Source organism: Roseococcus microcysteis (assembly GCF_014764365.1).
In the GTDB taxonomy this organism is placed as follows: Bacteria; Pseudomonadota; Alphaproteobacteria; order Acetobacterales; family Acetobacteraceae; genus Roseococcus; species Roseococcus microcysteis.
Map to the genome: position 1 here is coordinate 711,956 of NZ_CP061718.1, position 21,901 is coordinate 733,856.

Annotated in this window: 22 protein-coding genes; 14 read left to right on the forward strand and 8 right to left on the reverse strand. The window is 71.4% G+C overall.

From position 1 onward, the window contains the following. Nucleotides 1-7: 7 nt before the first annotated feature. The 7 genes from ICW72_RS03315 to ICW72_RS03345 are packed head-to-tail and all read left to right on the forward strand — an operon-like array spanning nucleotide 8 to nucleotide 7,871. Entirely contained in the window at nucleotides 8-979 is a 972-nt protein-coding gene (locus ICW72_RS03315; RefSeq protein ID WP_191084923.1) for a class I SAM-dependent methyltransferase, read from the forward strand. Nucleotides 980-1,029: 50 nt separating this feature from the next. Next, nucleotides 1,030-2,526, forward strand: coding sequence for an FkbM family methyltransferase (locus ICW72_RS03320; RefSeq protein WP_191084924.1), 1,497 nt, complete (start codon nucleotides 1,030-1,032; stop codon nucleotides 2,524-2,526). A gap of 10 nt (nucleotides 2,527-2,536) precedes the next feature. Then, nucleotides 2,537-4,159: an ABC transporter permease gene (locus ICW72_RS03325; RefSeq protein ID WP_191084925.1), complete on the forward strand. Its 1,623-nt coding sequence runs from the start codon at nucleotides 2,537-2,539 to the stop codon at nucleotides 4,157-4,159. Continuing rightward, nucleotides 4,156-4,824 carry an ABC transporter ATP-binding protein gene (locus tag ICW72_RS03330; protein WP_191084926.1) on the forward strand — a complete coding sequence of 223 codons (669 nt, stop codon included), beginning with the start codon at nucleotides 4,156-4,158 and terminating at the stop codon, nucleotides 4,822-4,824. Before ICW72_RS03325 ends, ICW72_RS03330 begins: the two co-directional genes overlap by 4 nt. Continuing rightward, the gene (locus tag ICW72_RS03335; protein ID WP_191084927.1) at nucleotides 4,817-6,001 is read left to right on the forward strand and encodes a hypothetical protein; all 1,185 of its coding nucleotides are present in this window, start codon (nucleotides 4,817-4,819) and stop codon (nucleotides 5,999-6,001) included. Before ICW72_RS03330 ends, ICW72_RS03335 begins: the two co-directional genes overlap by 8 nt. 5 nt (nucleotides 6,002-6,006) lie before the next feature. Further along, the gene (locus tag ICW72_RS03340) at nucleotides 6,007-6,870 is read left to right on the forward strand and encodes a hypothetical protein (protein ID WP_191084928.1); all 864 of its coding nucleotides are present in this window, start codon (nucleotides 6,007-6,009) and stop codon (nucleotides 6,868-6,870) included. Between the two features lie 2 nt (nucleotides 6,871-6,872). Continuing rightward, on the forward strand, nucleotides 6,873-7,871 hold the full coding sequence (locus ICW72_RS03345; RefSeq protein WP_191084929.1) for a hypothetical protein: 999 nt from the start codon (nucleotides 6,873-6,875) through the stop codon (nucleotides 7,869-7,871). A 6-nt stretch (nucleotides 7,872-7,877) separates the two neighbouring features. Here ICW72_RS03345 and ICW72_RS03350 read toward each other — a convergent pair whose 3' ends face one another. Both ICW72_RS03350 and ICW72_RS03355 read right to left on the reverse strand, forming a co-directional pair. Then, nucleotides 7,878-8,207: an antibiotic biosynthesis monooxygenase family protein gene (locus ICW72_RS03350; RefSeq protein WP_191084930.1), complete on the reverse strand. Its 330-nt coding sequence runs from the start codon at nucleotides 8,205-8,207 to the stop codon at nucleotides 7,878-7,880. A gap of 74 nt (nucleotides 8,208-8,281) precedes the next feature. After that, a complete protein-coding gene (locus ICW72_RS03355) occupies nucleotides 8,282-8,866 on the reverse strand; it encodes a nitroreductase family protein (RefSeq protein WP_191084931.1) in 585 nt (194 codons plus the stop codon). 95 nt (nucleotides 8,867-8,961) lie between these two features. On the opposite strand from ICW72_RS03355, the gene ICW72_RS03360 reads away from it, so the two are divergent. After that, on the forward strand, nucleotides 8,962-9,435 hold the full coding sequence (locus ICW72_RS03360; RefSeq protein WP_191084932.1) for a hypothetical protein: 474 nt from the start codon (nucleotides 8,962-8,964) through the stop codon (nucleotides 9,433-9,435). A 69-nt stretch (nucleotides 9,436-9,504) separates the two neighbouring features. Then, on the forward strand, nucleotides 9,505-10,251 hold the full coding sequence (locus ICW72_RS03365; RefSeq protein ID WP_191084933.1) for an SDR family NAD(P)-dependent oxidoreductase: 747 nt from the start codon (nucleotides 9,505-9,507) through the stop codon (nucleotides 10,249-10,251). A 13-nt stretch (nucleotides 10,252-10,264) separates the two neighbouring features. Here ICW72_RS03365 and ICW72_RS03370 read toward each other — a convergent pair whose 3' ends face one another. Continuing rightward, a complete protein-coding gene (locus ICW72_RS03370) occupies nucleotides 10,265-11,194 on the reverse strand; it encodes an alpha-E domain-containing protein (RefSeq protein ID WP_191084934.1) in 930 nt (309 codons plus the stop codon). Continuing rightward, entirely contained in the window at nucleotides 11,188-12,603 is a 1,416-nt protein-coding gene (locus ICW72_RS03375) for a circularly permuted type 2 ATP-grasp protein (RefSeq protein WP_332308979.1), read from the reverse strand. The genes ICW72_RS03370 and ICW72_RS03375 overlap by 7 nt, the downstream gene beginning before the upstream one ends. Before the next feature lie 232 nt (nucleotides 12,604-12,835). Between ICW72_RS03375 and ICW72_RS03380 the strand changes: the two genes are divergently transcribed. Further along, nucleotides 12,836-14,458 carry a thiamine pyrophosphate-binding protein gene (locus tag ICW72_RS03380; protein ID WP_191084936.1) on the forward strand — a complete coding sequence of 541 codons (1,623 nt, stop codon included), beginning with the start codon at nucleotides 12,836-12,838 and terminating at the stop codon, nucleotides 14,456-14,458. A gap of 214 nt (nucleotides 14,459-14,672) precedes the next feature. Here the strand turns inward: ICW72_RS03380 and ICW72_RS03385 are convergent, their stop codons facing one another. Together ICW72_RS03385 and ICW72_RS03390 are read right to left on the reverse strand one after the other, a co-directional pair. Then, the gene (locus ICW72_RS03385; protein WP_191084937.1) at nucleotides 14,673-15,422 is read right to left on the reverse strand and encodes an enoyl-CoA hydratase; all 750 of its coding nucleotides are present in this window, start codon (nucleotides 15,420-15,422) and stop codon (nucleotides 14,673-14,675) included. Beyond that, nucleotides 15,419-16,630: a flavin-dependent oxidoreductase gene (locus tag ICW72_RS03390; protein ID WP_191084938.1), complete on the reverse strand. Its 1,212-nt coding sequence runs from the start codon at nucleotides 16,628-16,630 to the stop codon at nucleotides 15,419-15,421. Before ICW72_RS03390 ends, ICW72_RS03385 begins: the two co-directional genes overlap by 4 nt. A gap of 98 nt (nucleotides 16,631-16,728) precedes the next feature. On the opposite strand from ICW72_RS03390, the gene ICW72_RS03395 reads away from it, so the two are divergent. Genes ICW72_RS03395 through queC form a run of 3 tightly spaced genes read left to right on the forward strand, consistent with a single transcriptional unit; the run spans nucleotide 16,729 to nucleotide 18,856 of the window. Then, on the forward strand, nucleotides 16,729-17,130 hold the full coding sequence (locus ICW72_RS03395; protein WP_191084939.1) for a RidA family protein: 402 nt from the start codon (nucleotides 16,729-16,731) through the stop codon (nucleotides 17,128-17,130). Further along, nucleotides 17,127-18,155 carry a tRNA epoxyqueuosine(34) reductase QueG gene (gene queG / locus ICW72_RS03400; RefSeq protein WP_191084940.1) on the forward strand — a complete coding sequence of 343 codons (1,029 nt, stop codon included), beginning with the start codon at nucleotides 17,127-17,129 and terminating at the stop codon, nucleotides 18,153-18,155. The genes ICW72_RS03395 and queG overlap by 4 nt, the downstream gene beginning before the upstream one ends. Then, entirely contained in the window at nucleotides 18,152-18,856 is a 705-nt protein-coding gene (queC, locus tag ICW72_RS03405) for a 7-cyano-7-deazaguanine synthase QueC (protein ID WP_191084941.1), read from the forward strand. The genes queG and queC overlap by 4 nt, the downstream gene beginning before the upstream one ends. Here the strand turns inward: queC and ICW72_RS03410 are convergent. After that, on the reverse strand, nucleotides 18,822-19,247 hold the full coding sequence (locus ICW72_RS03410) for a hypothetical protein (protein WP_191084942.1): 426 nt from the start codon (nucleotides 19,245-19,247) through the stop codon (nucleotides 18,822-18,824). The two genes, queC and ICW72_RS03410, sit on opposite strands and share 35 nt — an antisense overlap. After that, nucleotides 19,247-20,725, reverse strand: coding sequence for an N-acyl-D-amino-acid deacylase family protein (locus ICW72_RS03415; RefSeq protein ID WP_191084943.1), 1,479 nt, complete (start codon nucleotides 20,723-20,725; stop codon nucleotides 19,247-19,249). The genes ICW72_RS03410 and ICW72_RS03415 overlap by 1 nt, the downstream gene beginning before the upstream one ends. 142 nt (nucleotides 20,726-20,867) lie before the next feature. Between ICW72_RS03415 and ICW72_RS03420 the strand changes: the two genes are divergently transcribed. Further along, nucleotides 20,868-21,833 (forward strand): DctP family TRAP transporter solute-binding subunit, encoded by a 966-nt coding sequence (locus tag ICW72_RS03420; protein ID WP_223880796.1) that lies wholly within the window; start codon nucleotides 20,868-20,870, stop codon nucleotides 21,831-21,833. Nucleotides 21,834-21,901: the final 68 nt, after the last annotated feature.

The following is a 21,901-nucleotide window of genomic DNA, read 5'->3' on the forward strand; positions in this document are numbered from 1 at the left end:
GCAGCCCATGGCCGACGACGCGAGCGCGCCCCTCGCCGCCCTCCCTCCGCTGCCCCATGAGCTGGCGCAGCATTGGCGGGACCTGCTGGGCACCGAGCCCCCCCGGGATCTCGCTTCGCTGGTCGAGGCGCTGCCGGAGGCCCTCACACTCGCCACCCCGGTGCTGCCGCCCACCCTGCGCGAGGAGCTGGCGCGCCACCACGCCTATCTCCTGGCGCACGAGGCCTTCCAGGCCCATGCGCGGGGGACGTCGCTGCCCGACACGCCAGGCGTGCTGGCGGACTTCCTGCGCAACACCGCCTCCGTCCTGCGCGACGCCGCGGCGTTGACCGGCCCTGCGCTGCGGGCCGGCGTTCCTCCCTCGGTGCTGGCCCTCATCGAGGCCGCGGAGAGTCAGCTGGAAGGCTGGTGCTACCGCGAGAAATCCCTCTTCATCGCGCGGCTGGTGCTGGAGGAACGGCCCCTCGTCTGCGTCGAGGTGGGCGTCTATGGCGGGCGCTCCCTCATCCCTTGCGCCGCGGCACTGCGGCATCTGGGCCAGGGGCGAATCTGGGGCGTGGAGGGCTGGTCCGGCACGCTCGCGGTGCGCGACCGCGGCACGAAGGACAATGACGACTGGTGGGCCGGCCTCGATTTCGCGCCGATCAAGCGCGGCTTCCTGCGGTTCCTGGCCGAGCACGACCTGGTGCGCGAGGTGGGCATCCTGGAAGCGCCCTCGACCGAGGTGGCGACGCTCTTTCCCAGCATCGACTACCTGCACATCGATGGCTCCCACGCGCGGCTCGCCGCCGCCGAGGATGTGCTGCGCTATGGGCGCCGCGTGCGGCCGGGCGGCATCATCCTGTTCGACGACGCGCAATGGAAGACCACCACCGCCGCCCGAGAGCTGCTGGATGAGATGGCCGAATGCGTGGACCTCCTCCACCAGCCCGAGGCGCCCGGCAACATCTGTGCCGTGTATCGCCGCCATGCCCGCTGATGCCCCTACCTCTCGTCCCGCGCCCGCTGCGCGCGTGAAAGGCTGAATCCATGGAACATCCCCTTCCCGAAGGCGTGCCGGAGGCCATCGCCGCCCGCTTCCTGGTCCGGCATGACGACGTCTTCCTGCTGAGCGGCCCGGAAGTGAGCGCGAGCGGCCTCGACCTCACGGGTGTCACGCATGAGCCGGGCTGCCACCCGCTGCTGATGGAACTCGCCTGGAACGGGCTGGGCGAGGAGGAGCGTCCCTCGGCCAGCGTCACCTTCCACGCGATCTCGGCCGCGCGGCGTGCGCGGGGGGATGTGGTGGACCTCTCCATCACGCTGCGCCGGACGGGGACGGCCGCGAAGAACGGCCATCTCATCCTGCGCCTGCCCTTCCTGCCCGAGGCGGTGGAGGACCCGCGCTTCGGCACCGTCGCCGCACTCTCGCTCAAATGCGGGCGCATCGCGGTGGTGGAGGGGCTGGCGCTGGGCATCGCCGAAGGGCAGGACTTCCTCTTCGCGGGCCATATGCCGGTGCGGGCCGTGAGCCACCTTTCCGTGGCCTCGCGCATCGCGGCCCGGCCGCAATCGCCTTCCTTGCAGCTGGTCGCGGTGATCAAGCCCTTCGAGGGCGAGGTCACGCTGCGCTTCGCCCGCGGCTTCGCCGGGCAGGACTACGCCCCCTACAGCTTCAACCCCTATTACGAGAAGCTGGCGGCGCTGACCGGCCCGCCCGATCTCGGCCGGACGCGCGAGGCGCGGGCCGAATTCCTGCGCATGGCCGAGGCCGCCATGGCGCAGCATGACTACCGGGGCGGGCAATGCTTCCTCAAGCCCTGCTTCGTGGAGCGTGGGATGGACCCGCGCTTTCCCATGCTGATCGGCACGCCCAACTCGCTCTCCTGGTATGCGCAGAGCACCCAGCATCACGGCGGCTTCTATGTGACCGAGGGCTATGCGCGGCCGGGAGAGACCATCCTCGACTGCGGCGCCCATGCGGGCGAGATCGCGATGCTCTTCGCCAAGACCACCGGCCCCAGCGGCCGCGTGATCGCCTTCGACCCCTTCCCGCAGAACTACCTGCAGGTGGAGGCCCAGGCCATCCTGAACGACACGCCCTGGCTCACCTCCACGCGCACCGGCGTGGGCGTGAAGCGCGAGACGGTGATGACCGAGCTGGAAGTGCAGATGACCAGCGGCAACAAGCCCATCAACCGCGCCGCCAGCGCCTTCCCGCTCGCGATCGAACCGCTGGACGACTACCTGGACGCGCGCCCCTCCTTCCTCAAGCTCGACGTGGAGGGCGCCGAGGCGGGCGCGCTGATGGGCGCGCAGCGGATGCTGCGCGAATGCCGGCCACGCATCTTCATCGAGGTCCACCCGCAATTCCTGCCGCAGTTCGGCCAGAGCGCGGCCGACCTCTTCGCCGCCATCCCACGCGACATCTACCACGTGCAGTACAACGTCCCTGGCGCCCCGCCAGGCTGGCACGATTACGGCCCCGAGGCGCCGGCACAGTTCGATGGCAAGCCGGGCGGCCTGGTGCGGGCCTTCCCCAGATGAGACCCCCCGTGTGATCCGCGACGGCACCGGCCAGGAAGACCCTGCGGCACTCGCATCCCTGGTGCGGGAGGACCGCGCTGACGAGGCGCGCGCGCGCATCGCGGCGGCGATGGCGCGGGGCGAGGATGGACCCGCCCTGCGTCTTGCCGCGCTGCTGCTGGGCGCGGCCGCGCCGCGGGGCGAGGCCTGGACGCCTGAGGCGCTGGCGCCCCTGCTGCGTGCCCCCTTCCCGGCCGAACCCGCCGGACGGCTGGCCGGTGCCCTCGATCGCATGGCGGAGGCCCCAGGCGCGGAGTTCCCGCGCATCGAAGCCGCCTGCCTGCTGCTCCAGGCCGAAGAGCCGCATTGGGCCGAGCAGGCCATGCTGCCGCTCTGGCCTGAAGCCGGCACCGGGCCGCTTTTCGCCCGCGTGCTGAGCGGCATCTGGTCCGTGCTGGGCCGGCAGCGCCTGGCCATTGAGGCGGCGGAGGCGGCGGTGCGCCTCGACCCGCGCGCCGAGGAATATCTCATCCACCTGGCCGGGCTGCGCCTGCAACAGGGGGCACCCGGCGCGGCGCTGCTGGCGGCGGGGCGCGCCATCGGCCTGGCACCGGAGCATGCCGTGGCCTGGCGCATGGCCTCCGCCGCGCATCTGGCGCTGGGCCAGGTGGAGGAGGCCATCGCCGCCAGCCGCCGCGCCGCCTCCCTCTCGGCCGACCAGGTGGGTTTCGCGGAGGAGGTGCTGGTCTCCAGCGGCGCCGAGGCGCTCAACCGCGAACACGCGCCGCCGCCCGTCCACATCGAGGCGCCACGCCGCGAGACGCCCGCCTGGGCCCGCCTGCCCGCCAGCCTGCCGCCACGGCCCCGCGTCGCATGGGGCCCGCTGCTGCGCACGCGCGCGCGCATCGTGGACGCGCTGATGCTGCGCGAGGCGCGCACGCAATTCACCCATAGCCGGCTGGGCTATGCCTGGTCCCTGTTCGAGCCCATCACCCACGTCTTCATCCTGTTCGTCGCCATCGGCCTCATGGGCGGGAGCCGGGCGCCGATCGGCGACAGCCTGCCCGTCTTCTACATGACGGGCGTTCTGCCCTACCTCTTCTTCTGCCATGTGACCGAACGCGGCATGCACATGGCGCGCGACAGCCGGGTGCTGCTCTCGGTGCCGGTGGTGACACTGGGCGACATCGCGGCCGCGCGCCTGCTGCTGCGCGCGGCCACCGATGTGGTGGTCTTCCTCGTGACGCTCACGGCCTTCATCGCCATGGGCTTCGCGCGCCTGCCGGATGATCCGCTCTCGCTGCTCGCGGCCTATGTGGTGCTGTTCCTGCTGGCCAGCGGGATCGCGCTGGCGAACATGGTGCTGAGCGAGTTGAGCGAGCTGCCTGAACGGATCTGGACCGTCTCGCTGCGCGGCCTCTATTTCGTCTCGGGCATCTTCTACCATCCGAACATGATGCCGGCCGGCATCCGCGAATGGGCGCTGTGGAACCCGCTGCTCCACGCGCTGGAATGGGTGCGGCAGGCCTATTATCCGCTCTATGTCTCGCCCTATCTCGACACCGGCTACCTGCTGCGCTGGTCGCTGGCGTCCATGCTGCTGGGCGGGCTGCTGGTGGCGGCCTTCCACCGACGGCTGCGGGGGGCGACATGATCGTGCTGGACGGCGTCAGCAAGGCCTACCGGGCGCGCGACGGCAGCCGAAAGCCCATCCTGCGCGATGTCAGCATCGCCTTCCCGCCCGGACGCAATGTCGGCATCCTGGGCGGCAACGGGGCGGGCAAGTCCACCCTGCTGCGCCTGATCGCGGGCAGCGAGGCGCCCGATGCCGGGCGGATCGAGCGCCGCTGCCGCGTCTCCTTCAGCATGGGCTTCTCGGGCACCTTCCATGGCGGGCTGTCGGGGCGGGAGAACCTGCTCTTCCTCTCCCGCCTCTACGGGGCATCCCCGCGGGAGGTGCTGGATTTCGTGGCCGATTTCGCGGAACTCGGCCCTTGGCTCGACATGCCGATCGAGACCTACTCCTCCGGCATGGTGGCCAAGCTCGCCTTCGGGCTGTCGCTCGCCATCGATTTCGACGTCTATCTGGTGGACGAGATCACGGAGGTGGGCGATGCGCGCTTCCGCGCCAAATCCTCCCAGGCCTTCCGCGAGCGGCTGACGCGCTCCTCGCTCATTCTCGTCTCACACAGCAGCGCCACCATCCGCGCGCTGTGCGATTGCTGCGCCATTCTGGATGGCGGTTCCCTCACCCCCTATGACACGGTGGACGAGGCCATGGCCGCCTATGCGGCGTTGATGGGGGTCTCCCATGCTTGAGGAACGCGCACGCACCCCGGCCCGGCGCGAGGCGGCGGCACCGCCCGCGCCCGCGGCGCCACCGCCGCTCGCCGTGCCCTCCCTGGGGCGCCCCCGGAAGCGGGGCGGCACGCGCTGGTGGCTGCTGGCGGCGCTGGCGGGCTTCATGGCCTATGCCGCCTACCTCTTCCTCTGGGCGTCGGATGTCTATGTCAGCGAGGTCCGCTTCGCCGTGCGCCAGGCCGACCAGCCTAGGGTGCAGGGGGCCATGCCCATGATGGGCACGCCCATGCTCGCCACCGTCACCGAGAGCAATGCCGTGGTGCAGTTCCTCCGCAGCCATGACGCCTTGCAGACGCTGGAGGAGCGGCTCGACCTGCGGCGGATGTTCGGCGCGCCCACCATTGATCCCCTGGCGCGGCTGCCGGCCGATGCCTCGCCCGAGCGGCTGCGGCGCTACCTCTCCAGCCAGCTTCGCCCCTATTTCGACCACACCAATGGCATCGTGGCGGTGGAGGCGCGCGCCTTCTCGGCCGAGGACGCCCTGGCCCTGGCCCAGGCCACCCGCGCGCTCGCCGAGGAGCTGGTGAACCGCATGTCGCTCGCCGCCCGGCGCGGCCTGCTGGACGCGGTGGAGGCGGAGGTGGCCGAGGCCGAGACCCGCCTCGCCCGCGCCCGCGACGCGCTGCGCCGGTTCCGTGAGGCCAACGAGATCCTGGACCCCCGCCGCACCGCCGAGGCGAGCGACGAGCTGCGCGCCCGGCTGGAGGCCGAGATCACGCAGGAACGTGCGCGCCTCACCCAGCTGCGCCGCTTCACCGCCGACAACGCGCCCGCCATCGTGCAGCTGCGCCAGCGCATCGCCGCGCTGGAGGGGCAATTGCGCGAGATCGCGCAGCGCACCACCGGCCAGAACGCCGAGGCGCTGGCCGGTGCGCTGCGCGGCTATGAGACGCTGGAGACCGAGTCCATGCTCGCCCTGCGATCCTATGAGGCCTTGCTGGGCTCGCTGGAGCGCGCGCGCAGCGATGCGAGCCGCCAGCAGCTCTATCTGGCCGAGGTGGTGCGGCCCACCCTGCCCCGCTCCGCCGCCTATCCGCGCCGGCTGGAGCATCTGGGCACGGCGGCCGCGCTCGCCCTGCTGGGCGCGCTGCTCGGCCTGCTGCTGGCCCGCACCGTCCGCGACCACATGCACTGACACCTGTGCAGACCCACAGCCCCACCTATCTGGCGCTGCTCAACGAGGCCGCTGCCCATGCGGCGGGCCTGGCCGACCTTGAGCTGCCCCCGCACGAGATGGCGGGCTTCATGGCGGCGGCGCGCCTGGCGGATGCGCGGCTGCGCGAGGCCGGCGCGGAAGGCTTCGCCTCCGATCTCGCGCAGGCCAGCGCCAGGGTCGCGGCGGCCGGGGACGATGCCGCGGGCGAGGCGGCGCTGGGGGACTGGCTGGCGCTGCTGGCGGCGCATCGGCCCCAACTGCCCGCGCCCCTGGTCTTCTATGGCTACCTGCCGCTGCGCCATGCGGTGGCCCGCCTCGCCGAGGCGCTGGGGGCGCCGGAGGCGACGCAGGGCCTGGCCGAGGCCCTGGTCGCGCTGGGACGCGCCCTGCCCGAGCTGGCGCAGGCGCCCCTGATCCTCCCGCATCTCGACCACATCGCGTCCCATGGCGGGCCCGGGCGCGCGGAGATGCTGGACGGCGCCCTGCCCACCGCCCCGGCGCTGACCGTGGCGACCAGCCTCAGCCATGTGGCCTCCGTGCTGGAAGCGGGCCAGCCGGCCCCACCCGCCCCGCGCGAGGCCGGCGAGGCGGGGCTGCAGACCGGCGGCTTCCAGGCGGCCAACGGCTTGGCCAGCCCCCGCTGGCAGCGCGTGCTGCACGCCCACATCATGAAATGCGCCGGCACCTCGCTGAACAGCTGGCTCGACACGCTGGCGGGCGACCAGCGGCGCTGGGACGGGTTGATGCAGAGCACCCTGCTTCGCACCCGCACCGTTTTCCTGTCCGCCGCCGTGGTACATGGGCACCGCAACCTGATCGCACATGCCCCCCCGGCACGCTGCGACTGACCGTGCTGCGCGAACCGATGGCACGGCTTGTGTCCCATATCTCCGACTGGCGGCGGCTCGATGACGCGGACACGCGCCATGGGCCGGCCGACCTGCACGAAATGGTGAGCGATACCCGGCGCCTGCCGCTCAAGGACTTCCTCATGCGGCACAGGCGCGGCCCCTACCGGCATTATGTGGACAACACGATGACGCGGATCCTCGCCTCCAGTCGGCTCGACAAGGCCTTCTGCGAGACGGCCGACCCCGCCTTGCTGCTGGGCGCCGCGCTGGCCTGCCTTGAGGAGGACATCGAGGTGGTGGGCCTCACCGAGGAGCTGGACCTGACGCGCAACGCCATCGCCGAACGCCTTGGCCTGCCGCCCGTCGCGGCTTTCCCCCGGCTGAACGACAGCGCCTCGGACCGCGTCCGGGCCATCGAGAGCGGCCCGGCCGCGCAGGAACTGGCGTCGCTGACCCGCTTCGACGCCCAGCTCCATGCCCGCGCCGTGGAGCTCTTCGATTCCCGCCACCGCGCCACCGCCCAGGCCTGGACGGACGAGGCCTTCGAGGCGCGCGACGCCGCCGCCACCACCGCCCTGCTGCGTGGTGACTTCGACGGCGAGGCGATGTGCTTCAGCGTGCGCGGCCCGCTCATCGGCCGCGGCTTCCACCCGCGCGACGGCGCGGGCACGCCCTTCCGGTCCCTGTGGTCCGGCCCCGGGCCCCGGCTGCTGCTCTACATGCCGGTGCCGCCCGGCATGCCGATCGAATTGCTGGTCTGGGTGCGCGGCTATGGCGACCCGTCGCTGCGGGGGCGCCTCGCGGTGCTGGTGGATGGCGCACCCGCTCCGCACCTCTTCGAGCCATTGCGCGGCCATGCCGAGCGGCTGGTCATTCCCTGCCGCCCGAGCCGTCCCTTCGTCCGGCTTGAGATCGACACGGGCGAGACCGTCCCGCATCCGGACGATCCACGCCCGCGCGGCATCGCCTTCGACACCTATGGGTGGCGGACGGCCTGACCGCCCTCAGCCCGCCGGCGCCGCGGCGCCGATGGTCTGCAGCACCTCGAAGCCCTCGAATTGCGGCGGGCCGATGGTGGTGGGCTTGGACCCCCCGGCCCCGGCATGGGCGCGGCGGAACTGCTCGGAGCGCGTCCAGCCCTCGAAGGCCTCGCGCGAGGCCCAGAGGGTGAAGGAGGAATAGAGCACATGGTCCTCCGCCGCCGGCCCGCGCAGCAGATGGAAGGTCATGAAGCCGTCCACCTCGTGCAGGTGGCTCTCGCGGTTGAGCCACATGGCCTCGAACTCGGCAGTGGCGGCCGGGATCACCCGGAAGCGGTTGCAGGCGACATACATGGGCGGTTTCTCCTCAGGTCAGGCCAGGCAGGAAGGCGGCCTTGGGGTTTGATGTGGGCGCGATCCGCGCGGCTTCACTCCCATTCCGACCAGAAGGCGGAAGGGTCCGGACGCGGCACGGGTGCTACGGGGGCGGCCGGCGTGCCGGCATAGATCCAGCCCAGCAGCAAATCGGCCTCGGCCAGGCCCAGGGCGCGCTTCACCACCGGGTCCTCCAGCGCGCCGGAGGAGAGCCAGATGGCGCCATAGCCCTGGGCGTGCAGCGCGTTCATCAGGTTCATGATGCCCGCCGCGGCCGTGGCCTCCTGTTCCCAGACCGGGATGCGGTGGTTGTGCCGCAGCGCGGCCCCCGCCGCGATCACCAGCGGGGCCCGCAGCGGCTTGCTTGCTTCGAGTTCCAGCCGCTCGGGCGGGGTTTCGGGGATGCGGCGGGCCAGCGAATCCGCCAGCACCTGGCCCCAGCGCGCCCGCGCCTCGCCCGCGATCATGCGGAAGCGCCAGGGGCGCAGCCCGCCATGGTCGGGTGCGCGCAAGGCCGCGGCCACCGACAATTCCAGCGCGGCCGCATCGGGCGCGGGCGGGCGAAGCTGCGTGGGCGAGACGGAGGCGCGGCCGAGCAGCATGGCCAGCGCCGTGTTGGGGGGGTTGTGATCGGGCATGGGGGGCTCCGGGCTGGCTTTAATGTAATTGCGACGCATTCTCATTTAGCATAGGCTCCGGCCGTTCCGAAAGAGACAGCTTGAAGGAAGGCCGCATGTCCCACACCCCTCCCTGCCCGGACGGCCATGCCGACACCGACCGGCCCGTGCACGCGCTGGACATCCCTGCCCTGCTGGTGGTGGGCGCGATGCGCGCCTGGGTGGCACCCCTGGTCAAGCCCGGACAGGAGCACCCGAACTGGCGCGAAATCCTGCGCCTGGCCGGGGTGCCCGGCGAGGGCGCGCAGGGCTTCAACCGGCTGATGGAGGTGGTGGCCGGCCATGCCCGGCGCCTGATCGAGGTGCGTTGCTGCCATTGCCCCGCCCTTGGCGAGGACGAGGTGCACATGCTCTCGCTCATGGGGGCATTGCAGCAGGGCGATGCCTTCATGCCGGTGCGGATTCTCACGGACTGGCTGCCGGCGGGCCAGGTGACGCCGGCGCTGGCCAGCGCGCAGCGCTTCGCCGCCATCCTGGCCGCGCAGGGGCTGCGCCTGCCCGGCCCCGCGCGGCCGGCCCTGATGCACTGACGGGCCGGGGCTGGCGCCCCCCGCCCGCCCATGGCTGGATGGCAACCTCAAGAAATCAGGAGGATGCCCATGTCCGCGACCCGCAAGACCGCCCTCATCACCGGCGCCGGCCGCAACATCGGCCGCGCCGTGGCGCTGGGCCTGGCGCAGGATGGCTTCGACGTCGTCATCAACGGCTCACGCGACCGCGCGGCCTGCGAGGCGGTGGCCGAGGCGGCCCGCGCGCATGGCGTGCGCGCCCAGGTCGTGATGGGCGATGTGGGCAGCGCCCCCGAATGCGCGCGCATCGCGCAGGAGGCGATGACACTTTCGGGTGGCGTGGATGTGCTGGTGAACAACGCCGCCCTGCGCCCCGCCAAACCCTTCCTGGAGATGAGCGAGGAGGAATGGCGCCGCGTCATCGCCGTGGACATGGATGCGGCGGTGTGGCTCTCGCGCGCCTGCCTGCCTGGCATGCTGGAACGCGGCTGGGGGCGTATCGTGAACTTCACCGGGATGAACGCCATCCATGGCTATGCCGGGCGCGCGCCGGTTTCGGTGGCCAAGCACGGGGTCTGGGGACTGACCAAGGCGCTGGCGAAGGAATTCGGGCCGCGCGGCGTCACGGTGAACGCCATCTCCCCTGGCCCGATCGCGGCCGATGACCCGGCCACGGGCGAGGGCGCGGCCTACCGCGCCGCGGCCGTGGCGAAAGTGCCGGTGGGACGCGAGGGCACGCCGGCCGAGGTGGCCGCCGTGCTGCGCCTGCTGGTTTCGTCGGGCGGTGCCTATGTGAACGGGCAGATGCTGCAGGTGAATGGCGGGGCACAGACCTGAGGAGTCCGCGCTGTTACGCCCTGATGTAGAAGGCCTCGATCTCGTTCCCCAACTCGGCCGTGCGCATGATCATGTCGGTCAGGTATTCGTGCAGCCCGGCCGAGAGGATCTCCTCGATCCGCCCGTAGCGCAGCCGGGCATGCAGCTCGCCCGCCATGCGGTGGCATTCGCCTCGCCGCCCCGCCTGGCCGGCCGCGATGCGGTCGAGCACCTCCAGCACGCGGCCATGGCAGGCGGTGAGGCTGCGCGGCAGCTCGGGCCGCAGGATGAGAAGTTCCGCGATCTTGGCCGGCTCCAGCCGGTCCTTGTAGACCCAGTGATAGGCCCGCAGCGCCGAGACCGATTGCAGGATGGCCTGCCACTGCGCGTATTCCACGGTCGCCTGCTGCGCGGGCGCCAGCAGATGGTGCTTCACGTCCAGCAACCGCGCCGTGTTGTCCGCACGCTCCAGCGCGGTGCCGAGCTGCACGAAGAGCCAGGGTTCGCCGCGCAGCATGGTGTCATGCGCCGCGCCGTTGAACAGCAGCACCCGCTCACGCACCCATTCGAGGAAGCCCGGCAGGCGTTCGCCCTGGAATTCGGCGTGGCGCAGCGTGTTCCAGGAATCGTTCAGCGCGCCCCACATGTCCACCGTCAGCGCGGTGCGCACGCTGCGCGCATTGTGCCGGGCGGCGGCGAAGCAGGAGATGATGCCGGTGGGGTTGTCCGGGTCGCGCACCAGGAAGTCCACGACGTTCTCTTGGCTGGCCTCCTCGTGCTTCCCGAAGAAGGCGGGCTCGCAGCCGGTGGCGATCAGCAGCGAGCGCCATTCATCGCCCTCCGCGCCCAGCTGCGCGGAAAGCCCCGCCATGCGCAACGCCACCGAAAGGCCGCGCGCCACATTGGCCGCGCGCTCGGTGTAGCGGCCCAGCCAGAAGAGACTGTCGGCGGAGCGGCTCAGCATGCCACGGCTCCTTGCGCGCCGCCTTCTTGGGGGTCGTTCTCCAGCACCCAGGTGTCCTTGGTGCCGCCGCCCTGGGAGGAGTTCACCACCAGCGAACCCTCGCGCAGCGCCACGCGCGTCAGCCCGCCGGGGACGATCCGCACCTCATCCTTCGTGGAGAGCACGAAGGGCCTGAGGTCCACATGCCGCGGCGCCACGCCGTTCGCGCAGAGGGTGGGCACGGTGGAGAGCGCGAGCGTCGGCTGGGCGATGTAGTCCGCGGGCCGCGCCTTGATGCGCGCCGCGAAATCCGCGCGCTCGGCCGCCGTGGCATGGGGGCCGATCATCATCCCATAGCCGCCGGAGCCCTGGGCGAGCTTCACGACCAGCTCATCCAGGTGGTCCAGCACATAGGCGCGGTCGGCGTCGCGCTCGCAGAGATAGGTGGGGACATTGGCCAGCTTGGGGTCCTCATTCAGGTAGAAGCGGATCATCTGCGGAACGAAGGGGTAGATCGCCTTGTCGTCCGCGATGCCGCAGCCGGGCGCGTTGCACAGCGCCACATTGCCCGCGCGATAGGCGGCCATGAGGCCGGGCACGCCCAGCATGGAATCGGGGCGGAAGGCACGCGGATCCAGGTAGTCGTCATCAATGCGGCGGTAGATCACGTCCACCCGGCGCGGGCCGGCCGTGGTCCGCATGAAGACCACGTTCTCGTCCACGAAGAGGTCGGCGCCTTCCACCACCTCCACGCCCATCTCGTCGGCCAGGAAGCAGTGCTCATAGTAGGCGCTGTTGAAGGCGCCCGGCGTCAGGATCACGACGGTGGGGTTGGGCCCCGCGCGGTCGGGTGCCGCGGCCTTCAGTGTGGTCAGCAAATCCTCGGGGTAGCGGTTCACCGGCGCCAGCCGGTGGCGCGCCAGCAAACGCGGGAAGAGGCGCAGCATCGCCTCCCGGTTTTCCAGCATGTAGGAGACGCCCGACGGCGTGCGCGCATTGTCCTCCAGCACATAGAACTGGTCCGGCCCGGTGCGGACCAGGTCGATGCCCGCGATATGGGTATAGACGCCGCCGGGGGGCTGGAAACCCTGCATCTCGGGCCGGAACTGTTCGTTGCCGGTGACGAGGCTTGCCGGGATCACGCCTGCCTTGAGAATTTCCTGCTTGCCATAGGCATCGGCCAGGAAGGCGTTCAGCGCGCGTACGCGCTGGGAGAGGCCGGCGCTGAGCCGGTCCCATTCGCTGCGGGCCAGCACGCGGGGGATGATGTCGAAGGGGATCAGCCGCTCCGGGTCGCCGCCCTCGCCATAGACGGCGAAGGTGATGCCGACACGGCGAAACAGCAGCTCGGCCTCGGCGCGCTTGGCCTCCAGCTCGGCAGGCGGGGTGCGCTCCAGCCAGGCGGCGACGGCGGCATAGGCGGCGCGCACCTCGGCACCCTGGCCCAGCTCGTCGAAGGCGGCGGGGGGGTGCGGGGCCCGCCCTGGGATTGGCTTTGACTCATAACGCCGAATTGACCAAGGCCTTGCGCCCGACGCAAGCCAGCCCGACGCAAAAAGCGGGGCAGCGGCACGGAGTTGCCGCCCGGACAGGCAGCGCCGGGCTGGGCCGGGGCGGCCCGGGGCGTATGATGGGCGACACGCCTCGGGGGGAACCACATCCATGGATCAGACGCCACAGCGCCTCACCGGCGCGCAATCCGTCATGGCCTGCTGCGCCGCGGCCGGCATGCCGGCCATCTTCGGCGTTCCGGGCGGTGGATCGAGCCTCGACCTCATCGCCGCCGCAAAGCGCCAGGGCATTCCCTTCGTACTGGCCCGGACCGAGGGGGGTGCCGGTATCATGGCCGGGGCCCTGGCGGAGCTGACCCATCGGCCCGTCGGCCTGCTGACCACGCGGGGCCCGGGCGTGTCCAACGCCGCCAATGCCATGGCCAATGCGGCGCTGGAACGGGCGCCCGTGATCCTCTTCGCCGATGGCTTCCCGGCGGCCGAGGCGCGCTTCACCACCCACCAATGGTTCGACCAGGCGGCGATGATGGCGCCCGTCACCTCCGCGCGGCTCCGCGCCCAGGAGGTGCCGGCGGGCGAGGCCACATGCGCCGCACTCGAAGCCGCGCTGGCCGCCCCGCGCGGCCCCGCCTATCTCGAACTGCCGGGCGATGTGGCGGGCGGCGCGGCCGTGTCCGGACCCGACTTCCGCATGCCCGAACTGCCGCCCCCCGATGCGGCGACCATCGCCGCCGCGCGCCGGATGATCGGGCAGGCGCAGCGCCCCGCCCTGGTCATCGGGCTGGAGGCCACCGCCCCGGCCCGCGCCGCCGCGACCCGCGCCCTGGTGGAGGCGCTGGGGGCGCCGGCCCTCGTCACCTACAAGGCCAAGGGCGTGGTGCCGGACCGCCACCCCCTGTTCGCCGGCGTCTTCACGGGCGGCGAGGCCGAGGCGCCACTGCTGCGCGAGGCGGACCTGATCATCCTGCTGGGCGCGGACCCGGTGGAGTTCATCGGCCAGGCCTGGCGCTATGCCGCCCCCGTGCTCGATTTCGCCACCGCCCCGCGCCGGCTCGACTACACGCCGCCCGCCCTCGCCATGCATGGCGCCTGGGAGGCGGCGGCCGAGGAATTGGCCGGCACCTGCCCCGCCCGCCCCTGGCCCACCGGCGAAGTGGCGCGGCGCCGCGCCGCCTGGGCGGAGTCGCTACGAAACACGGCCGGCGGCAATCGTGGCATGGCGCCGTCGGAGATCGTGACCACCACCCAGGCAGCGCTATCCGGTCATCCGCGCGTCGCGGTGGATGCGGGGGCGCATATGTTCCCCTGCACGACCTTCTGGGAATGCTTCGCGCCCGGGGACCTGCTGATTTCCAACGGCCTCGCCACCATGGGCTATGCGCTGCCCGCGGCCATCGCCGCCGCCTGGCACGACCCCGCGCGGGGTGCCTTGGCCTTCACGGGCGATGGCGGGCTGATGATGTGCCTCGGCGAATTGGCCACCGCCGCCGCCATGAAGCTGAACCTGACGGTGGTGGTGTTCAACGACGCGCTGCTCTCGCTGATCGACATCAAGAAAGGCGCGCGTGACCTGCCCGAGGGCGCGCTGGACTGGCCCGAAGCCGATTTCGCGCAGGTGATGCGCGGCATGGGAGGGACGGCCTGGCGGGTGGCGGATGCGGCCGGGCTGCGCGCGGCATTGGCCGAGGCGGAGGCGACGCCCGGCCCGCGCCTCATTGATGTGCGCACCGACCCCTCCAGCTATCCGGCGCAGATCAAGGCGCTGCGGGGCTGATATATCCGCGCGCGATTCACGCCTCCGGGCATCCGCCCTGCGGCGATCGCGACCAGCGGCGCGCGCAATTCACGCCTCCGGGCATCCGCCCTGCGGCGATCGCGACCAGCGGCGCGCGCGCGATTCACGCCTCCGGGCATCCGCCCTGCGGCGATCGCGACCAGCGGCGCGCGCGATTCACGCCTCCGGGCATCCGCCCTGCGGCGATCGCGCTTCAGCGCTTCCGATGAAGAAACTGCCCCATCATCCGCCCCGGCTCGTCGGTCTCGAAGGCGCGGGCGAAGGCGGGGATGCCTGCGGCGATGGCCTGGCTCAGCGGCAAATCCTCCCAGGCGCGGATCAGCGCCTTCTGGTCGGCGATGGCGCGCGGGCCGGCCTCCCGCAGCAGGTGCAGCCATTCGTCGAGGGCGCCGTCCAGCGCCTCCGGTTCCACCACCCGCTCGCAGAAGCCCCAGGATTCGGCGGTGGCGGCATCTATGGTCTCGGCCAGCAGCAGCAGGCGGCGCGTGCGGCCCCAGCCGATCAGGCCCGGCAGCAGCGCGGCCTCGACCACCGAAGGGATACCCACGCGCACCTCCGGCATGCCGAATTTCGCGGCGGTGGAAGCAAGCCGCATGTCACAGGCCGCCGCGATCTCCATCCCCGCGCCCAGGCACCAGCCCTGGATGCGCGCGATGACGGGCACGCGGCAGGCACGGATGGCGGCACTCACGCGATGGACCCGGGTGATGAATTCGCGCCCGCCCTCCGGCGTGGTGATGGCGCCCATCTCGCGGATGTCGGCGCCGCCGATGAAGGCGCGCGGCCCCTCGCCCGCCAGCACCACGGCGCGCGTGTCCGGCCCCACCGCGAAGGCCTCGGCCAGCGCCTCCAGCAGCGGCGAGTTCAGCGTGTTCAGCTTGGCGTCATTGGCCACGATGACGTGGCGGATGTCGCCGCGTTCCTCGATCTCGATGCGGCTCATCGGCGGGCTCCTGTCATTTGGGCATAGCCGCGCGCGATGGCGGCGAGTTCGTCCTGTGCGATCACCTGCGCGATGTCGGCGAAGCCCTCGGGCGCGCGTTCGCTGACCACATCCACCACGCGCTCGGGCCCGCCGCGACGGTTGGCGAGCACGATCTCGCGCGTGGCGGGCAGGCGTTCGGCCTCATAGGCGGCCAGGGCCTTTGGCACGGTCATTTCGCCCAGCAACCGCGCCAGCAGCCGCGCATCCAATATGGCCTGGGAGGCGCCATTGGAGCCCACCGGATACATGGGGTGCGCGGCGTCGCCCAGCAGCGTGACGCGGCCCTCGGTCCAGTGCGGCAGCGGGTCACGGTCGCACATGGGATATTCCCAGAATTCGGGCGTGGCACGGACCAGCGCCTCCACATCCAGCCAGGGCACGCGGAAGCGCTGCACATGGGGCAGCACATCCTCCAGCCGGCCGGGGCGCGACCAATCCTCGCGGCGCGGCGGCGGCTGCGTGGCATCGCCGATCTGGGCGCAGACCACCCAGTTCGTCAGGCGCGTCTGCGGCGTGGCGCCGGCGGCGATGGGGTAGAGCACCAGCTTCTCCCGCATGTCGCCGGCCACCGTCATCACGTCGCCGCCCTCGAAGACGGGCCAATCCACCGCGCCCCGCCACATCTGGATGCCGTTCCAGCGGATGCCGCCATCATGCGGGTGCATCAGCGCGCGCAGGGCGGAGTGGATGCCATCCGCCCCCACCAGCGCCTTGCCGCGCCGCGTGCTGCCATCGGTGAAGCGCACCGTCACCGCGCTTCTGTCCTGCATATAGCCTTGCAGCCGCTTGTTGGTGTGGATGCGCGCGGGTCCCAGGCGTTCCATCGCCGCCTGCCACAGCGCGCCGTGCAGCCGCCCGCGATGGATGGAGAATTGCGGCGCCTCATGCCCCGCATGCAGCCCGCGCGCCTCGGTCCAGATGCGGTTGCCGAAGCGGTCGAGGTAGCGCAACTCGCGGGTGCGGATGGCGATGGCGTCCAGCGCCTCCAGCAATCCCAGCGCGGACAATTCCCGGATGGCGTGCGGAAGGGTGTTGATGCCGACGCCGAGCTGCTTCACCTCGGGCGCGGCCTCGAAGACCTCGCACGGAATGCCGCGCTCATGCAGGGAGAGGGCCAGCGTCAGCCCGCCCACGCCCCCGCCCGCGATCAGCACCGGTGCCGTCATGCCCCCCTCCTCCTGCTTGCGGCGCAAGATGCCACGCGCCGTGCGCCCCGCACAGATCACGCTGGACAGGAAGCGCCACCGCTGCGAAAGCCCCACCCATGCCGCTCACCAAGCTCCATCCGCAAGGCTGGCCCCGCCCGCGCGGGCACACCCATGGCTGGGCCGGCAGCGGCCGCCTGGTGGTGCTGGGCGGCCAGGTGGGCTGCGACAGCGAGGGGCGCTTCCCCACGGGCTTCGTGGACCAGGCGCGCCAGGCCCTGTCCAACATCCTGGCCGTGCTGGCCGAAGCCGGCGGCGGCGCGCCCGACCTCGCGCGCATGACCTGGTTCGTGCTGAGCCTGCGCGACTACCAGGCGAACCTGCCCGCACTGGGCGATGCCTGGCGCGAGGTGATGGGCACGCATTTCCCGGCCATGACCTTCGTGCAGGTCTCGGCGCTGGTGGAGCCCGAGGCGCTGCTGGAAATCGAGGCCACCGCCATCCTCACCGACCGGCCATGAACGTCGCGGCGGAAATCCGCGCCGAGGCGTTGCGGCTGGGCTTTGATGCGGTGGGCTTCACCCGCGCCCATTTGCCGGAGGAGGCGCGCGCGCGGCTCGATGCCAGCCTCGCCGCCGGCCATCATGGCAGCATGGAATGGATGGAGCGACGCGTGGAGCAGCGCGCCCATCCCCAGGCCCTGTGGCCGGAGGCGGTCAGCGTCATCAGCCTCGGCCAGAATTACGGCCCCGATTACGACCCGCTGGCGAGCCTCGCACAGCCCTCCCGCGCCACGATCTCCTGCTACGCCCAGGGGCGCGACTATCACGACGTCGTGAAGAAGCGCCTCAAGGCGCTTGGGCAATGGATGGCACGGCGCTTCAAGGGCGAGCCGCTGAAGGTCTTCGTGGACACCGCCCCCGTCATGGAAAAGCCACTGGCGCAGCAGGCGGGGCTGGGCTGGCAGGGCAAGCACAGCAACCTGGTCAGCCGCGAATGGGGGTCCTGGCTGTTCCTGGGCGAGATCTACACCACACTCGACCTTCCGCCCGAGGCGCCCGAGCGCGACCATTGCGGCACCTGCCGCGCCTGCCTGGATGCCTGCCCGACATCCGCCTTCCCCGCGCCCTATGTGCTGGATGCGCGGCGCTGCCTCTCCTACCTCACCATCGAGCACCACGGCCCCATTCCGGAGGAATTCCGCGCTGCCATGGGCAACCGCATCTATGGCTGCGATGACTGCCTGGCCGCCTGCCCCTGGAACAAATTCGCCCGCGCAGCCGCCGAGATGGCGCTGCACCCGCGCGGCGAAGTGGCCCCACCCCTGGCCGAGCTGGCCGAACTGGACGATGCCGCCTTCCGCGCACGCTTTGCGGGCAGCCCCATCAAGCGGATCGGCCGCAACCGCTTCCTGCGCAACGTCGCCATCGCCATCGGCAACAGCGGCGATGCGGCGCTGCGCCCCGCCGCGCAGACACTGGCGCGCGACCCCGACCCCGTGCTGGCCGAGGCCGCCGCCTGGGCCCTGGAAAGGCTTCCCGCATGAGAGACGATGCCGCGCTTGTCCTGTTCTCCGGTGGGCAGGACAGCGCCACCTGCCTCGCCTGGGCGCTGGACCGCTTCGCCCATGTGGAGACGCTGGGCTTCGACTATGGCCAGCGCCACCGCGTGGAACTCGATTGCCGCGGCGCGCTGCGCGACGGCATGGCGAGCCCGCGCCTGGGCGAGGACCACCTGCTGGACCTCGGCGTGCTGGGCGCGCTGTCGGACACGGCCCTGACGCGCGAGGCCGAGATCGCGCTGCGCGAAGATGGCCTGCCCACCACCTTCGTCCCCGGCCGCAACCTGATCTTCCTGACCTTCGCGGCCGCGCTGGCGACACGGCGGGGCCTGCGCCACATCGTCACCGGCGTCTGCGAGACGGATTACTCGGGCTACCCCGATTGCCGCGACGACACCATCAAGGCGCTTCAGGTGGCCATCAACCTCGGCATGGCCTCCCGCTTCGTGCTGCACACGCCGCTGATGTGGCGGGACAAGCCAGCCACCTGGCGGCTGGCGGAGCGCCTCGGCGGCACAGCGCTGGTGGAACTGATCCGGCGCGAGAGCCATTCCTGCTACAAGGGCGTGCGCGACGTGCTGCACCCCTGGGGCCATGGCTGTGGCGAATGCCCGGCCTGCGAGCTGCGCGCCGCCGGCTGGGCGGGCTATGTCAGCGGATCGGCTCATCCCAGATTCGGGTCGTGATCTCGGCAGTGCTGCCGCGATCCAGGCGGACACGCGCCTCGAAGCTGAGCAGCACCCGCCCTTCCGCCGGGCGGCGGTGCAGGCAGGTCCAGCTGCCATTGGGCAGCATGGGCGCCACGCAGTTGAAACCGAGCGAGATGAGGTGCTGCACCGCCGGCCCGGAATCCGTGCCCGCCGGGGAAAGCCGCACCAGATCCGCGCGCAGCGCCTCCGCCCCCGCCACCTCGCCGCGGCGGAGGTAGCGGTCCACATCGGTGGGCGGCGCGCGGTCTGGCGAGAGCCAGGACAGGAACAGCAGCATGGCGGCCAGCACCAGCGCCATCGCCCCCGCCCTGGGCAGCGTACCGGACTGCCACATGCGCCCGCGCGTGACCTCGGGCTCGACGCCCATCAGGCGGCCTTCAGCCTCGGGTTGCCGAGGAAGCGGCCGGCGGCGGCGGTGGTCGTCTCCGCACCTTCCTCGAAGGTCGGGATGCCGTTGCACCACACCTTCACAACACCTTCCGACAGCGCGGTGGGGTTCTTGTAGGTCGCGTGGTCGCGCACCCGCGTCGGGTCGAACAGCACCAGGTCCGCGAAGGCGCCGGCGCGGATCACCCCGCGGTCGGGTATGCCGAAGATCTGCGCGGTGCGGCCCGTCATCTTGTGGATGGCGGTTTCCAGGCTGAACAGCTGCAAGTCGCGCACATAGCGGCCCAGCACCCGGGGGAAGGTGCCCCAGAGGCGCGGGTGCGGCTTCTCGTCATGCGGGATGCCATCGCTGCCGATCATGCTGCGCGGGTGAGCCATGATGCGCTGCACATCGGCCTCGTCCATCATGAAGCTGATGGCGCCGGCAGGCTGGAGCTTCTCGGCCGCCGCGCGCCGCGTCATGCCCCAATCCTGCGCGATGTCATCGAGGTCCCGCCCCGCCTGGTCCGGGTGCGGCACCGACCAGGTGATCTGGACCTTCACATCCTGGCGCAGCTTGTCGGGCATGAGCACGGTGGAGCCGGCCGGATAAGGATAGACGTCGAAGGCCACCGGCTGGTCCTGGCCCAGCGTGTCCATCAGGGCCAGCGTCTCGCGCGAGCGACCGAAATTCTCGCTCATCGAGCATTTGTGGTGGCTGATGACGACCTCCAGCGGCGCGCCCTCGCGCCCCGCCTCGCGCCCCACCCGCAGCGTCTCGCGGATGCTGTCCAGCACATGGTCGGCCTCGTCGCGCATATGGGTGGCGTAGAGGCCGCCCTCCTCCGCCAGCACCGAGGCGATGGCGATGCATTCCTCGGTCGTCGCCTGGGCATTGGGCGCGTAGTAGAGGCCGGTGGTGAAGCCGCAGGCGCCCTGGCGCAGGCTTTCGCGAAGGCGACCCTGCATGCGCGCGATCTCGTGGTCCTTCGCGGCGCGGTAGACATCGCCCTCCATGGCCTCGACGCGGAGCGACTGCGCGCCGCAGAAGGCCAGCGTGTTCACGGCGGGCGGGTTCTTGGCCAAGGCCTCCGCGTATTCGCCGAAGCTGCCGAGCGTGAACCAGCTCTCATCGCCCAGCAGGTCCAGTGGCGGCGGGGGGCGCTTGCTCATGCGGGTGGGCGCGAGGCTGACGCCGCAATTGCCCACCACCACGGTGGTGACGCCCTGGCTCGACTTGCAGTGCAGACAGTTCGGGCCGCAGAGCACGGCCCGGTCGTCATGGGTGTGGGCGTCAATGAAGCCGGGGGCGAGGGCCAGGCCCTTGGCGTCCAGCTCCGCCTGGCCGGAGGCCGAGCCGAGTTCGCCCACGGCCACCACACGGTCGCCCTCCACCGCCACATCGGCGGTGAAGCGGGGGGCGCCGGTGCCATCCAGCACGGTGGCGTCCCGGATCACCAGATCACAACGCAGGGGCATGGGCGGAACCTCATCTGAAGCGGAATCGGCCCTCAGGATGAACCCGGGACCGGCCCGCGCCAACCACCTGCCGGCCCGATTGCAAAGGCACCGGATGCTACTTAATCCATGCCTCAGAAGAGGGAGAAATCAGGAAATGCCCATGTTCCGCCGCACCGCCCTGGCCGCCGGGCTCACCGCCCTGCTGGCCGGCCCCGCCGCCGCCCAGACCCAGATCACCATCCAGCACCCGCTGCCGCTGAACAGCCATTACGGCGCCGGCGCAACCGCCTTGAAGGAGGCCTTCGAGCGCGCGGCCGGCAGCCGCTACCGCGTCGTCATCCAGCGCAATGACAATGAGCGCGAGGCGATCGAGAGCGTGCAGATCGGCACGATCGAATGCGTCATCACCTCCACCGGCCCGGTCGGCAACTTCGTGCCCGACACGCGCAACCTGGACGTGCCCTTCCTGTTCCGCGACAGCGCCCATGCCCGCGGCGTGCTGGACGGGCCGATTGGCCAGGAGTTGCTGTCCCGCTTCAACGCCCGGGGCCTCGCGGGCGTGGCCTGGATGGAGAACGGCTTCCGCCACCTCACCAATTCCCGGCGCGAAGTGAACAACCCCGCCGATATCCGCGGGCTGAAGGTGCGGACCATGGAGAACCAGGTGCATATGCGGGCCTTCTCCACGCTGGGCGCGCTGCCCACGCCGATGGCCTTCAGCGAACTGGTGCCCGCGCTCCAGCAGGGCACGGTGGATGGGCAGGAGAACCCCATCCCCGTCATCGTGGCCAACAACCTGAACCAGGTGCAGCGCTTCCTGACGCTGACCAGCCACGTCTATTCGCCGGCCGTACTGATCTGCAATCCGGCCATGCTGGCCCGCATGTCGGCCGCCGACCGGACGGCCTTCCAGGAAGCGGCCCGCGCGGGTGTGGCCGCCAACCGGGCGCGCGTGACGGCCGATGAGGAATCGGGCGTGGAGGAGCTGCGCCGGCGCGGCATGACGGTGGTGACGACCGTGAACACCGCCGCCTTCCAGGAGGCCCTGGCCCCGGCCTTCGCCGAATATGAGCGCACCCTGAACGCGGCCCTGCTGCGCCGCATCCGGGACTGGCAGCCGAACTGAGCGCTGGTTCGGGCGCGAATCGAAGGGGGTGCCGGGCGACCGGTGCCCCCTTTTTCATCACGCGCCCC